The following is a 13,464-nucleotide window of genomic DNA, read 5'->3' as shown; positions in this document are numbered from 1 at the left end:
CCGGTCCGCGTCCCGTTTGTTTCGGCCCTGTCAAGAGCCGCTCACACCGCACCGGGGCGCCGCGCCGGTTCGAGCGGTCTAGAATGTGGAACAACTTTCCTGGACTGTGGGACGAGGCCGTGAGTGGTGGAGAGGCGGGCTGGCATGGATGTGACCCAGGTCTTCGACGCGGTGGCCGGCAGCTACGACGCGGCGCGCCGCCGGCTGGTGCCCTGCTTCGACGGGTTCTACGGCACGGCGATCGAGGTGGCCGAGCCGCCGCTGCGGGCCGCCCTCGCCGCCGGCCGTACCCCGCAGGTGCTGGACCTGGGCGCCGGCACCGGCCTGCTGTCGTCCCTGCTCGCCGCCGCCGTGCCCAGGGTCCGGCTGACCCTGGTCGACGGTGCGCCGAAGATGCTTGCGGTCGCCGCCGGGCAACTCACCGCGCGTGGCGTGTCGCACCGGGTGGTGGTGGCGGACCTGGCCGACCCGCTACCCGCCGGTCGGTACGACGCGGTGGTCAGTGCGTTGGCCATCCACCACCTCGACGACGCCGGCAAGCGGGACCTCTACCGGCGGGTGGCCGGTGCCCTGGCACCGGGCGGGGTCTTCGTCAACGCCGAGCAGGTCGCCGGCCCCACGCCGGAACTGGACCGGCGCTACCACCAGGTCTGGTTGGCGCAGGTCGCCGCGCGCGGCTCGGACGCCGCCGAGATCGCCGCCGCCGAGCAGCGGATGGCGTACGACCTCCCCGCGCCTGTGGAAGAGCAGTGTGGCTGGCTGGCCGAGGCCGGCCTGGTGGAGGTGGACTGCTTCTTCAAGGCGTGGCGATTCGCGGTCTTCGGCGGCTGCGCTCCGGGCCGGCCCGACCGGTCGGGGTACTCGGAGGATGACTAACCGTCATACCCAGGGGTAATCTGTCCGGCATGACAGCCAAGGTGACCCTGTCGTTCTCCGACGAGACGATCGCGGAGGCCCGGCGCTTCGCCAAGCGCGAAGGGCTGTCGCTCTCCGCCTGGATGGACCAGGCGGCCCGGGAGAAGGCGCTACGCGAGGTCTTCGCCGCGCACGCCGCCGCGGTGAGTCGGGCCGGGCTGGACCTGGAGGCCGCGGCGCTGGCCGATGCCCGGGAGGTGGGCATGGTCGACGACGTGCTCTTCGGTGGTCGCCCGCGTGCTGCGTAGGAGCGAGGTCTGGCGCATCGAGGGGGCCCGGGAGCGGCTCGGGCTGGTGATCAGCTCCGATGTCTACAACTCGACCGCGGTGCCCATCGTGATCGTCGCCGAGGTGGTCGAGGCGGCGTTGCTGCGTGACTCGCCCCTGGCGGTGCCGATGGGCGGCTGGGTGGTGATGCCCGACCGCATCTCGTCACCGATGAAGAAGTGGTTCACCGAGTGCGTGGACGTGGCCGACGCCGAGACCATGCGGCGGGTGGACCGGGCGTTGCGCATCCTCCAGCAGCTCTGAGCGTCCGGTTTTCTCACCGCCACCGCGTGTCGTTGGTGCGATCCCCGTTGCAGCCCCGACCCGAACGGCGAATGCTGCGGTAACTGTCGCTTCCTAGCTTCTCGGCATGACCACCACGAGCGCGCGACCAGCGGCAATCGAAGAGATCGACCTGGACCAGCGGCGCGGCCGTTGGATCGGGTACTGGGCACCGGAGGATCCCGGCTTCTGGCGGACAGTGGGCAGTCGGGTCGCCCGGCGCAACCTCATCTGGTCGATCTTCGCGGAGCACATCGGGTTCTCGGTGTGGTTGCTGTGGAGCATCGTCGTCGTCCGGCTCGGTGACGCCGGCTGGCAGCTGACCACCAGCCAGGCGCTCTGGCTGACCGCCATACCGAGCGGGGTCGGCGCGCTGCTGCGGTTGCCGTACACCTTCGCCGTGCCGATCTTCGGCGGCCGGAACTGGACGGTCATCTCCGCGCTGCTGCTGATCGTGCCCTGCGCGGGCCTGGCCTGGGCGGTCGAGCATCCGGAGATCGGCTTCCTGCCGCTGGTGCTGATCGCCGCCACGGCCGGCTTCGGTGGTGGCAACTTCGCCTCAAGCATGGCGAACATCTCCTTCTTCTATCCGGAGCGGGAGAAGGGCTGGGCGCTCGGCCTGAACGCCGCCGGCGGCAACATCGGCGTGGCCGTGGTGCAGTTCCTGGTGCCCCAGGTGATCGTGCTCGGCGGTGGGCTCGCGCTGGCCCGGGCGGGCCTGATGTACATCCCGCTCGCGGTGATCGCCGCGGTCTGCGCGTACCTGTTCATGGACAACCTGGCCGAGGCGAAGGCCGACGTGGGACCGGTCTGGTCGTCGCTGCGGCACCGGGACACCTGGATCATGTCGCTGCTCTACATCGGCACCTTCGGCTCGTTCATCGGCTACTCGGCGGCCTTTCCGACCCTGCTCAACTCGGTCTTCGGTCGGCCGGACGTCGCGCTGGCCTGGGCGTTCCTCGGCGCGGGAGTGGGCTCGCTCTGTCGGCCGTTCGGCGGCCGGCTCTCCGATCGCATCGGCGGTGCCCGGGTGACGGTGGCCAGCTTCGTGCTGATGGCGGTCGGCGCCCTGGCCGCGCTCTGGTCCGTCGAGCGGCGCAGCATGGGCCTGTTCTTCGTGGCCTTCCTGCTGCTCTTCGTGGCCACCGGGGTCGGAAACGGTTCCACCTACCGGATGATCAGCCGGATCTTCCAGGTCAAGGGGGAGGACCTCGGTGGCTCGCCGGAGGTGATGCTGGCGATGCGCCGGCAGGCCGCGGGCGCGCTGGGAGTGATCTCCTCGGTCGGGGCTTTCGGCGGCTTTCTCGTTCCGATCTGCTACGCCTGGGCGAAGTCGAGCTACGGCGGCATCGAACCGGCGCTCCGCTTCTACGTCGGCTTCTTCCTGCTCCTGATCGTGGTCACCTGGGCGGCGTACCTGCGTCGGGGCACCCGGATGGCGCGGGCCGGGGTGTGACCCGGCTCATCCGGTACCCGCGGCCACGCCGGTCGGACCCCGTTTTGACCGGCCGGTGGGGCTGCGGGTATCGTTGCCTGCTGTTGTACGACATCTGTGGGCGTGCCGCCTGAGGTACGCTTGGTCGTTCGTGCGCGCTGGTCCGGCCGGGAATTTCTGGTCACCTCGGCGCGCGACCCCAGACCGACGACGAGACAAGGTAGACCTGTGCGTACGTACAGCCCGAAGCCGGGTGAGATCGAGCGTCAGTGGCACGTCATCGACGCCTCTGATGTCGTGCTGGGCCGCCTGGCCACCCACGCCGCCACGCTGCTGCGGGGCAAGCACAAGCCGACTTTCGCGCCGCACGTCGACACGGGCGACTTCGTCGTCATCGTGAACGCGGGCAAGGTTGCGCTGACCGGCAACAAGCGCCAGCAGAAGATCGCTTACCGGCACTCCGGTTACCCGGGTGGCCTGAAGCAGGTCGGCTACGAGGAGCTGCTGTCCAAGCGCCCCGAGCGGGCCATCGAGCTGGCGGTCAAGGGGATGCTCCCGCACAACAAGCTCGGCCGTAAGCTGATCAAGAAGCTGAAGGTCTACGCCGGTGCCGAGCACCCGCACGGCGCGCAGCAGCCGTTGCCGTTCGAGATCAAGCAGATCGCGCAGTGAGCGCGGGCGAAGGAATCAGCATGACCGACATCACCGCCACCGAGGTTGCCCCCGAGGCCACCGAGGCGCCGGCGCCCGTCGCCCGCGCGCCTCGTGGTGACCGCCCGATCCAGACCGTGGGCCGGCGCAAGGAAGCCATCGTCCGGGTCCGCATCGTGCCGGGCTCCGGCAAGATCACCTGCAACGGCCGGGACCTGGAGGCCTACTTCCCGAGCAAGGTGCACCAGCAGCTGATCAAGGACCCGCTGGTCACCGCCGAGAAGGCCGAGTCGTTCGACGTCATCGCCAACCTGCGTGGCGGCGGCACCACCGGCCAGGCCGGTGCGCTGCGGCTTGCCATCGCCCGGGCGCTGATCGTCAGCGAGCCGGACGACCGCCCGGCGCTGAAGAAGGCCGGCTTCCTCACCCGCGACGCCCGGGTCAAGGAGAGCAAGAAGTACGGCCTCAAGAAGGCCCGTAAGGCTCCCCAGTACTCCAAGCGCTGATCTCCAGCCGCATCTTGTACTTCTGACGAACGGCCGGTCCGCCTCCCCCTCGACCAGGGGCAGAGGTGGGCCGGCCGTTTCTCTCTCCCATCGGCAGTTCATCGGAGGTTGGCGGGTATGGGCCGGTTGTTCGGCACGGACGGCGTACGCGGGCGGGCGAACGCGGATCTCACCCCGGAGTTGGCGCTCGCGGTGGCCGTCGCGGCGGCACACACCCTCGCCGAGTCGGACCGCAGCCATGCCCCGCTGGCCGTGGTCGGCCGGGACACCCGGGCCAGCGGCGAGATGCTGGAGGCGGCGGTGGTGGCCGGACTGACAAGCGCCGGCGCGACGGTCATCCGGGTCGAGGTGCTGCCCACCCCGGCGGTGGCGTTCCTCACCGCCGAGGCCAAGGCGGACCTGGGGGTGATGCTGTCGGCCTCGCACAACCCGATGCCCGACAACGGGATCAAGCTCTTCGCCGCGGGTGGACACAAGCTGCCCGACGAGATCGAGATGCGGATCGAGGCGGCCATCGAGGCCAACGCCACCACCGCCTGGGAGCGACCGGTCGGCGCGGGAGTGGGCCGGGTGCATGACCTGCTCGACGGCGCCAACCACTACATACAGCACCTCGTCGGGACGCTGCCGCACCGGCTTGACGGGATCAAGGTGGTGGTCGACTGCGCCAACGGCGCCGCCGCCGAGGTGGCTCCGGCGGCGTACCGGGAGGCCGGCGCCGAGGTGATCGCGATCAATGCTGAGCCGGACGGCCTCAACATCAACGACGGGTGCGGCTCGAACCACATCGCCGCCCTCTGCCAGGCCGTGGTGGAGCACGGCGCGGACCTGGGCATCGCGCACGACGGCGACGCCGACCGCTGCGTCGCGGTGACCGCCGACGGCGAGGAGGTCGACGGCGACCAGTTGATGGCGATCCTGGCGCTGGCCATGCGGGAGGCCGGCACGCTCACCGGTGACACCCTGGTGGCCACCGTGATGAGCAACCTCGGCCTGCGCCTGGCCATGTCCGCCGAGGGCATCCGGCTGGTCGAGACCAAGGTCGGCGACCGGTACGTGCTGGAGGAGCTGCGCGCCTCCGGGCTGTCGTTGGGTGGCGAGCAGAGCGGGCACATCGTGATGCCGGCGTACGCCACCACCGGCGACGGGGTGCTTACCGGGCTGCACCTGATGGCTCGGATGGCGGCCACCGGTCGTACCCTGGCGGATCTCGCCGCGGTGGTGACCAAGCTGCCGCAGGTGCTGATCAACGTGCCGGTCGGCGACCGCACGGTCGGCGCCACCGCACCCGCCGTTCGCGCCGAGGTCGAGCGGGCCGAGGCCGAGTTGGGCGAGACCGGTCGGGTGCTGCTGCGTCCCTCGGGCACCGAGCCACTGGTCCGGGTGATGGTCGAGGCCGCCACCCAGGCGATCGCCCAGGAGGTCGCCGAACGCATCGCCGACCAGGTTCGCACCGCCAGCCCTGAGGTGTAAGGAAGGGCCCCTTCTTAACGCCTCGTGTATAGGAAGGGCCCCCTTTTAACATCGCAGCCCGGCCGGCCTGACCTCGCAGCTCCGGCCGACCGCTGCTCGGTCTCGGCCGGGCGGCTCGGTCCGTTACTCTTCGGCAAGTAGCCGCGCCACCGGAAGCCGGCGGAGCAGGAGTGCCGCCGGCAGCAGCGCCGCCAGACACGTGACAACGGTCCCGGCGGTGGCCGTGGCGAGAGCCACCACCAGCAGGCCGCCCGGAAGCGCGCCGGTCAGGGCCACCGTGCCGAGCAGACCAAGCAGGGCCCCGCTGCCAGCACCGAGCACGCCGAGCGCGAGGCCCTCGTAGCCGACCAGCCGGTCCAGGTCCCGGTCCTGCCATCCGCTCGCGTGCAGGGTGGCCAACTCGGTCGCCCGTTCGCGGACGCCGAGGTACAGCACGTCGGCCACGGCCACGGTGCCGAGCAGCACGGTCGCGACCGCGGCGGCGACGTCCGGGCCGCGTACGCTGATCGAAATCGCATCTCCCAGCAGCGTGCCGACGACCGCACCCTGGAAGGCGTACGTGACGGTGCCGAGCAGGGTCAGCGCGGCCACCCCGATCGCCAGGGCGCCGGCACCGAGCAGGGTGCGCCCAGGGGTGCGGGCGAGATTGCCGAGCGCCAGCCGGAATACCGTACGCGGCCGGTTGGCTCGGCGGGCGGGCGTGACCGCCGGTCGCAGGGCGGCGGCCGGATGCGCGCGGCTGGCCCGCAGCGCGGGAATCAGCCCCGCGAACAACGCCAGCAGCAGGGCGATCGGGATGGCGTAACCGGCCCGCCGCCAGCCGATGTCGATGCCGAGCGCGGCGGAGACCGGTGCCGCGACGGCGACCGAGAGCAGCCCGGCGGCCAGGCCGAGCGCGGCCACCTCGCCGAGGATGAGCAGGCTGATCCGTCGTGCCGACCAGCCGAGACAGGCGAGCACGGCCAGTTCCGACGTGCGGTCCCGGACCGCGGCCGCGACCGCGTTGCCGAGAAAGAGCGCGCACACCACCAGGACGAGCAGGAAGAGCAGTACGCTCTTGCGGTCAACGGCCCGCACGATGACGGAGGCCACGCCGAGGGCGGACCAGTTCTCGGTCAGCCGCAGCTCCGGCCGGCCGAACGAGCCGGCCGGCAGGTCGACGCGCTGCGGTTGCGGCGACGAGCCGAGGGTGATGTCCACGTCGAGCCCGGTGGCCGCGGCGATGCGTTCGGCGACCAGGCGGACCCGTTCCGCCGACCGCGCGCTGTAACCGTCGACGTCGGTGACGCGTACCCGGATGGCGCTGATCGGGGCCTCCCGCTGTGGACGGGCGGCGTGTTCCAGCAGCTTCGGCAGCGAGGCAAGGTTGGTGAGCAGCAGGGGCGGGCTGTTGAGGTAACCACCGGGGTTGCCGCTGGGCAGCAGTGGCTCGCCGCGCAGGACGGCGCGGCTGCGGTCGTCGGCAGCCTCGGCCCGGGGCGGCTCGTACGTCTCCAACGGCACCCGGGTCAGGTCGGTGAAGCGGGTCAGCCGCTCCGGGTCGAAGATGCCGACCGGCTGCCAGCCGGGTATGCGCGCCCCGGGAACCGGACGGGTTTCCAGTTGGCGCAGGGGGCGGAAGGAGGTGTCCGCGCTGAGCCACGGCCGGAAGGCGATGTGTTGCGGCAGGGCGTACACGCCGGGGTCGGGGTCGGTCGGGCGGACCCGCAGCGCGCCGTCGGAGCGTTCGTCGTAGCTGGGCGGGCCCGCCTGCACCAGCGGCGACAGTTCGCCGTAGCAGCAGCCGTCCGGGTTTTCGAGGTCCGCCGTCAGCCGGGTGCGCTGGACGGGGTCGAGGTCCTGCCGGGTGGATCCGGCGGCGAGCCGATCGGTGGTCGCCAACGCCTCGGCCACCGCCGGAGACGAGAGGCCGGCCACCCGCTCGGGGCGCAGCCGGAACAGGTCGGCGGAGATGCTGGCGTCCACGTACGGTCGGGTGGTCACCAGCACTGGGATCTGCCGGTTCAGCAGGCCGGGCAGGTCCACCGGCTGGTCGTCGGCGCGGAGCGCCCGGCCGCCGACCAGCGCGGTGTCCAGCCCGACCAGACGATTCTCGGCCGGCGGGTCGATGGCCGCGATCAGGTACGGCGCGTACCAGTGGACGGTGAGCAGGAGGCGGTCGTGCACCACCCGCTTGCGCGTCGGGCGCTGCTGCTCGATGACGGTCTCGAAGCTCTCGAACCGGCCGTCCGGCAGCAGCCGGACCGACCGGAACCGGCCCCACTCCAGGTCGGAGTAGACGTCGTCGACCGCGGTGGGCGCCTCGGGCGGGGCGCAGATCGGCTCGGCCCGGCCGTCCGGGTGGATCTCCAGGGGATTCCCGCTGTCGGTGCCCCCCTCGCACCGTCCCTCCCGGTAGCTCTTCCCGTTTGTGTGCGGCACCGGCCCGGTGCCGGAGTCCGCTTCGTAGTCCGGATATGCCACTTCGTTGCGGGTCAGGTAGACGTGCTGCGGTCGGGCCGCCGAGCGGGACAGTCCACGTTCCGCGAAGAAGGTCGCGTCGACTTGGATGACCTGCTGGTCGGCGTCCCGGTCCACCGCTGCGGTCAGGTCCAGTTGCACCGGCACCAGCCGGGTCGAGTAGCCCAACATGGCGATCGGTGCCGCGACGTGCACGCCGTCGACGGCGGCGGCCTGCCGGTACTGCTCCATGGTGATGCCACCGAACAGCCCGGAGAGGTAGTTCGGCTGGACCAATCCGCGCTCGACCTCAAGCGCGGTCCGACTGCCCTTCGGCCGGACCAGGATGTCGTACGCGGCTGCGGTGTCGCGTTCCACCGTTCCGAGCACCTGAAGCCGGGACGCGGTCGTGGTGCCGGTGAGCACGATGAAGCTGGTGGTCGCGACGAGCACGCCGAGCAGCAGGGCCACCGAGCGTCCGGCCCGGCCGCGTAGCTGGCGCCAGATGAAACCGGCCATGTCCGGCCCTTCCCGTTGGTTGCTGCTGGACTACAGCCGGAGCCGGGAGGCTCGATCGAAGGTCTGCGCCGGGTCCTCACCGACGGTGAGGTCGATGTCCTCCACGATCCGGCCGTCGGCGAGGCGGATCAGCCGGTCGCAGCGGGCGGCGATGGCCCGTTCGTGGGTGGCGAGCAGGATCGTCATCCCATGCGCGTTACGCAGGTCGAGCAACAGGTCGAGGATCTGGGTGCCGGTGGTCGAGTCCAGGTTGCCGGTCGGCTCGTCGGCGAGCAGCAGCCGTGGCTCGCCCATCAGCGCTCGGGCGATGGCGACCCGCTGCTGCTGACCGCCGGAGAGTTGTGCCGGCAGCGCCCGCTCCCGCCCGGTGAGGCCGACCGCGTCGAGCAGCTCCCGGGCGCGCGCCTCGCGGTTGCCGCGGCCCCGTCTGGGCAGCACCGGTGCGATCACGTTGTCCAGCACGGTAAGCGCCGGCAGCAGATGATAGCGCTGGAAGACGAAGCCGACCTGCTGCCGGTAGCGGGACAGGGCCTTCCGGCCGAGAGAGGTGATCTCGATGTCGTCCACCGTCACGGTGCCCCGGTCGGCCTGTTCGATCGCGCCGATCAGATGCAGCAGGGTGGACTTGCCGGAGCCGCTGGGACCGGTAAGCGCCAGCACCGATCCGGCGGTCACCTCCAGCGAGACGTCGTCGACGGCGGTCAGCCGCTCGGTGCCGGTGTGGAACTGGCGGACCAGCCCGCTGATGCGGATGGTGCTGCCGGTGCCCGGGTCCATAGCCACTCCTGAGCCGGTGTCGGTGCGGTGAAGGGGTGTGTGACCGCGGAGGTGGAGGCTGGGCACCCCCACCGTCCGCACCGGATGGCCAGCACGACGCGCGGCTGGGTCGCGTCTCCCCGTGTGCTCTTTATACAGTGCTCCATACATTGTTACAATGCAAGAGGGGGGAAGGGGGAGAAGACGGTGGCGATCCAGCATGCGGTCCTGGCCCTGTTGGCCGGTGGCCCGAGCTACGGCTACGAGTTGAAGGGCTCGTTCGAGGCGGCGGTCGGGCCGCAGTGGGGGCCGCTCAACATCGGGCACCTCTACCAGATCCTGGACCGGCTGTCCCGGGACCGGCTGGTGGTCGCCGAGCGGCACGCCCAACCGGTCAAGCCGGACCGGGTGGTCTACGAGATCACTGCCGAAGGCCGGGCCGAGTTGGCCCGTTGGCTCGCCGAGCCGAGCCCGCGCAGCGGCGGCTTCCGCGACGACTTCTTCCTGAAGGTCACCGCCGCGGCCCGGTCCGGCTCGCCGGAGACGGTACGAACCGTGCTCAGTAATCAGCGCGGACACCTCATGCGTGAGCTGCGCAACCTGGACGGGCTGCGTCGCGGCGCGGCGGATCCGGTGGTGATGCTGCTGCTCACCGCCGCGAGTCGGCACGTCGAGGCGGACCTCGCCTTCGTCGACGACGCCGAGTCGGTGTTGCTGGCCGAGGGCGGCGCTGCGCTCGCGGGCCTCGTTGCCGAGGTGCCGAAAGCCAGCGGCCCGGTCCGGCCCGCGTCGTCTGCCGCGTCCGGTCCGGCCCGCGCCGCTGGCTGAACTCGCCCGGCCCGCGCCGGCCCGGCGAACACCGGGCCGGTCGGCGGGTCGGCGGGTCGTGCCGGACGGTGGCGGCGGAGGGCGTACGGCTGGGTCAGCGCTCCCAGCTGGCATCCCGCAGCCGGGACACCGCCTCGGTGAGCACCTCCGGGCGTTTGCAGAAGGCGAACCGGACCAGCCGCCGGCCGGCCTCCGGGTCGTCGTAGAAGACCTGGGTGGGTACGGCCACCACACCGCACCGCTCGGGCAGCGCCCGGCAGAACTCGACGCCGTCGGAGCCGCCGAGAGCGGTGATGTCGGCGGTGACGAAGTAGGTCCCCTCCGGCGTGAGCACGTCGAAACCGGCGTCGGTCAGCCCGCCGACGAGTTGGTCCCGGCGGGCCCGCTGACCCGCTTCGAACTCGGTGAAGTACGCGTCGGGCAGGGCCAGCGCCACCGCGACCGCCGGTTGCAGGGGCCCGGCGTTGACGAAGGTGAGGAACTGCTTCACCCGCAGCAGCGCCGAGACCAGGACGGCCGGGCCGCTCGCCCAGCCGACCTTCCAGCCGGTGCAGGAGAAGGTCTTGCCGGCCGAGGAGATGCGCAGGGTGCGCTCACGCATGCCGGGCAGCGTCGCCAGCGGCACGTGCCCGGCGGCGGCGTCGGCGAAGACCAGGTGCTCGTACACCTCGTCGGTGACCGCGTACGCCCCGTGTTCCTGGCACAGCTCGGCGATCAGCGACAGCTCGGCCGGGGTGAACACCTTCCCCGTCGGGTTGTGCGGTGAGTTCAGCAGCACCAGCCGGGTACGCGGGCCGAACGCGGTGCGCAGCGCCGCCGGATCGAAGGCGTACCGTCCGTCGAGGTCGGGGCGCAGCGTGACCGGTCGCCGCACCGCGCCGGCCAGTGCTATCGAGGCGGCGTACGAGTCGTAGTACGGCTCGAAGCAGACCACCTCGTCACCCGGTTCGCAGAGGGCGAGGATCGCCGCGGCGATCGCCTCGGTGGCCCCGGCGGTGATCACCACCTCGCCGTCCGGGTCGTACTCAAGTCCCCAGAACCGGCGCTGGTGGGCTGCCACGGCCGCCCGCAGCTCGGGGATGCCGGGGCCGGGTGGGTACTGGTTGCGGCCGGTGCGCAGCGCCTCGGCTGCGGCGGCGAGCATCTCCGGCGGGCCGTCGGTGTCCGGAAAGCCCTGGCCGAGGTTCACCGCACCGGTGCGGACGGCGAGGGCGGACATCTCGGCGAAGATCGTCGTGCCGAACGGGCGCATCCGGCTCACCAGCGGGTCGACATCGGTGCTCGTCACGCCCGTCAGGGTACGGGTGCGAGCCGTCGTCGTACCCGGACCAAGCTGGGTGCTTTGTGGCGTGCATCACCGAGCGACGCCCGATCGCTCAGATTGAGTGATTATTTACCCGTCTTTCGCGCAGATATATTGAGCGAAACTGGTTAGGCTGCCACCCATGTGTGGAATCGTGGGGTACGCCGGTGGTCGACCGGCGCTCGGCATCGTGCTGGACGGGCTGCGCCGGCTGGAGTACCGCGGCTACGACTCGGCGGGCGTCGCCGTCGTCTGCGACGGGGAACTGCTGAGCGAGAAGAAGGCCGGCAAGCTCGCCAATTTGGAGAAGCTGCTCTCCGAGCGCGCCGCCGAGGACCCGGCCGGTTGTGCCGCCAGCCCGATCGGCATCGGTGACGGCACCACCGGCATCGGCCACACCCGGTGGGCCACCCACGGCGGACCCACCGACCGCAACGCCCACCCGCACCTGTCGCCCGACGGCCGGGTCGCGGTGATCCACAACGGCATCATCGAGAACTTCGCCAAGCTCCGCACCGAGCTGGAGGAGGAAGGCGTCCAGTTCGCCAGCGACACCGACACCGAGTGCGCCGCGCACCTGATCGCCAAGGCGCTGGCCGAGCTGCGGGCGGCCGGTCAGCCGGACGGGCCGCAGCTGCTCGCCGCCGCCATGCGAGTGGTCTGTCAGCGGCTGGAGGGCGCGTTCACGCTGCTCGCGGTGGACGCTGCGGTGCCCGGCGCGGTGGTCGGCGCGCGACGCAATTCGCCGCTTGTGGTCGGCCGTGGCAACGGGGAGAACTACCTGGCCAGTGACGTCGCCGCGTTCATCGAGTACACCCGCGAGGCGGTCGAGCTGGGCCAGGACCAGATCGTCCTGATCACCCCGGAGAGCATCGAGATCACCGACTTCGCCGGCCAGCCCGCCAGCGGCAAGGACTTCCACATCGACTGGGACTCCTCGGCGGCGGAGAAGGGCGGCTACGACTGGTTCATGCTCAAGGAGATCGCCGAGCAGCCGGCGGCCGTCGCCGACACCCTGCTCGGCCGGCTGACCGAGGCCGGCGAGATCATGCTCGACGAGGTCCGGCTCAGCGACCAGGATCTGCGCGACGTCGACAAGGTCTTCATCGTCGCCTGCGGCACCTCGTACCACGCCGGGATGGTGGCCAAGTACGCCATCGAGCACTGGACCCGGGTCCCCTGCGAGGTGGAGCTGGCCAGCGAGTTCCGCTACCGCGACCCGGTGCTCGACCGGTCCACCCTGATCGTGGTGATCTCGCAGTCCGGCGAGACCATGGACACGCTTATGGCGCTGCGGCACGCCAAGGAGCAGAAGGCCCGGGTGCTGGCCATCTGCAACACCAACGGCTCCACCATCCCCCGGGAGTCCGACGCCGTGCTCTACACCCACGGCGGGCCGGAGATCGCCGTCGCCTCCACCAAGGCGTTCCTCACCCAGATCGTCGCCTGCTACCTGATCGGCCTGCACCTCGCGCAGGTGCGGGGCGTCAAGTACGCCGACGAGGTGGCGGCCGTGGTGGAACAGCTGCACCAGGTGCCGGAGAAGCTGCGGGAGCTGCTCGGGCGGATCGAACCGGTCCGCGAGCTGGCCCGCGAGTTGCGCGCCGAGCCGACCGTGCTCTTCATCGGCCGGCACGTCGGCTACCCGGTGGCGCTGGAAGGTGCCCTCAAGCTCAAGGAACTGGCGTACATGCACGCCGAGGGCTTCGCTGCGGGCGAGCTGAAGCACGGCCCGATCTCGCTCATCGACCAGGGCACCCCGGTGATCTGCGTGGTGCCCTCGCCGGTCGGCCGCGGCCTGCTGCACGACAAGGTCGTCTCCAACATCCAGGAGGTACGCGCCCGCGGTGCCCGGACCATCGTGATCGCCGAGGAGGGCGACCAGTCCGTCGTCCGGTACGCCGACCACCTGATCTACGTGCCGCGTACGCCGACGTTGCTGGCGCCGCTGGTGACCACCGTGCCGTTGCAGGTCTTCGCGGCCGAGATCGCCGCCGCCCGGGGACACGACGTCGACCAGCCGCGCAACCTCGCCAAGTCCGTCACCGTCGAGTAGTGACCGGCCGGGGCGGTCGCACCGATCGCCCCGG

The 13,464-nt window shown here is 71.2% G+C and carries 12 protein-coding genes; 9 read left to right on the top strand and 3 right to left on the bottom strand.

All coding sequences use genetic code 11. The features are described from left to right. Positions 1 to 144 precede the first annotated feature (144 nt). From AC507J_RS15485 to glmM, 7 genes are all read left to right on the top strand, one after another. Entirely contained in the window at positions 145 to 876 is a 732-nt protein-coding gene (locus AC507J_RS15485; protein ID WP_496289861.1) for a class I SAM-dependent methyltransferase, read from the top strand. 29 nt (positions 877 to 905) lie between these two features. Further along, a complete protein-coding gene (locus AC507J_RS15480) occupies positions 906 to 1,163 on the top strand; it encodes a DUF6364 family protein (protein ID WP_341717610.1) in 258 nt (85 codons plus the stop codon). Continuing rightward, a complete protein-coding gene (locus AC507J_RS15475; RefSeq protein ID WP_496289860.1) occupies positions 1,141 to 1,446 on the top strand; it encodes a type II toxin-antitoxin system PemK/MazF family toxin in 306 nt (101 codons plus the stop codon). Before AC507J_RS15480 ends, AC507J_RS15475 begins: the two co-directional genes overlap by 23 nt. 106 nt (positions 1,447 to 1,552) lie before the next feature. Continuing rightward, positions 1,553 to 2,920 (top strand): NarK family nitrate/nitrite MFS transporter, encoded by a 1,368-nt coding sequence (locus tag AC507J_RS15470; protein ID WP_496289859.1) that lies wholly within the window; start codon positions 1,553 to 1,555, stop codon positions 2,918 to 2,920. Positions 2,921 to 3,127: 207 nt separating this feature from the next. After that, positions 3,128 to 3,571 carry a 50S ribosomal protein L13 gene (rplM, locus tag AC507J_RS15465; RefSeq protein WP_496289858.1) on the top strand — a complete coding sequence of 148 codons (444 nt, stop codon included), beginning with the start codon at positions 3,128 to 3,130 and terminating at the stop codon, positions 3,569 to 3,571. 20 nt (positions 3,572 to 3,591) lie between these two features. Continuing rightward, positions 3,592 to 4,056, top strand: coding sequence for a 30S ribosomal protein S9 (gene rpsI, locus AC507J_RS15460; RefSeq protein ID WP_341717606.1), 465 nt, complete (start codon positions 3,592 to 3,594; stop codon positions 4,054 to 4,056). Positions 4,057 to 4,173: 117 nt separating this feature from the next. Then, entirely contained in the window at positions 4,174 to 5,529 is a 1,356-nt protein-coding gene (gene glmM / locus AC507J_RS15455; RefSeq protein WP_496289857.1) for a phosphoglucosamine mutase, read from the top strand. 123 nt (positions 5,530 to 5,652) lie between these two features. Here glmM and AC507J_RS15450 read toward each other — a convergent pair whose 3' ends face one another. Both AC507J_RS15450 and AC507J_RS15445 read right to left on the bottom strand, forming a co-directional pair. After that, positions 5,653 to 8,487, bottom strand: coding sequence for an FtsX-like permease family protein (locus AC507J_RS15450; RefSeq protein WP_496289856.1), 2,835 nt, complete (start codon positions 8,485 to 8,487; stop codon positions 5,653 to 5,655). Between the two features lie 30 nt (positions 8,488 to 8,517). Continuing rightward, positions 8,518 to 9,264 carry an ABC transporter ATP-binding protein gene (locus AC507J_RS15445; protein WP_496289855.1) on the bottom strand — a complete coding sequence of 249 codons (747 nt, stop codon included), beginning with the start codon at positions 9,262 to 9,264 and terminating at the stop codon, positions 8,518 to 8,520. A 186-nt stretch (positions 9,265 to 9,450) separates the two neighbouring features. On the opposite strand from AC507J_RS15445, the gene AC507J_RS15440 reads away from it, so the two are divergent. Further along, positions 9,451 to 10,071, top strand: coding sequence for a helix-turn-helix transcriptional regulator (locus AC507J_RS15440; RefSeq protein ID WP_496289854.1), 621 nt, complete (start codon positions 9,451 to 9,453; stop codon positions 10,069 to 10,071). Positions 10,072 to 10,165: 94 nt separating this feature from the next. Here the strand turns inward: AC507J_RS15440 and AC507J_RS15435 are convergent, their stop codons facing one another. After that, positions 10,166 to 11,359, bottom strand: coding sequence for a pyridoxal phosphate-dependent aminotransferase (locus tag AC507J_RS15435; RefSeq protein ID WP_496289853.1), 1,194 nt, complete (start codon positions 11,357 to 11,359; stop codon positions 10,166 to 10,168). 157 nt (positions 11,360 to 11,516) lie between these two features. Here AC507J_RS15435 and glmS point away from each other — a divergent pair, with 157 nt between their 5' ends. Then, a complete protein-coding gene (gene glmS / locus AC507J_RS15430; RefSeq protein ID WP_496289852.1) occupies positions 11,517 to 13,430 on the top strand; it encodes a glutamine--fructose-6-phosphate transaminase (isomerizing) in 1,914 nt (637 codons plus the stop codon). The last annotated feature ends 34 nt before the right edge of the window (positions 13,431 to 13,464 follow it).

It is taken from the genome of Micromonospora sp. PRAS1, assembly GCF_059553435.1.
This window is presented reverse-complemented; position numbering and strand designations above follow the sequence as displayed.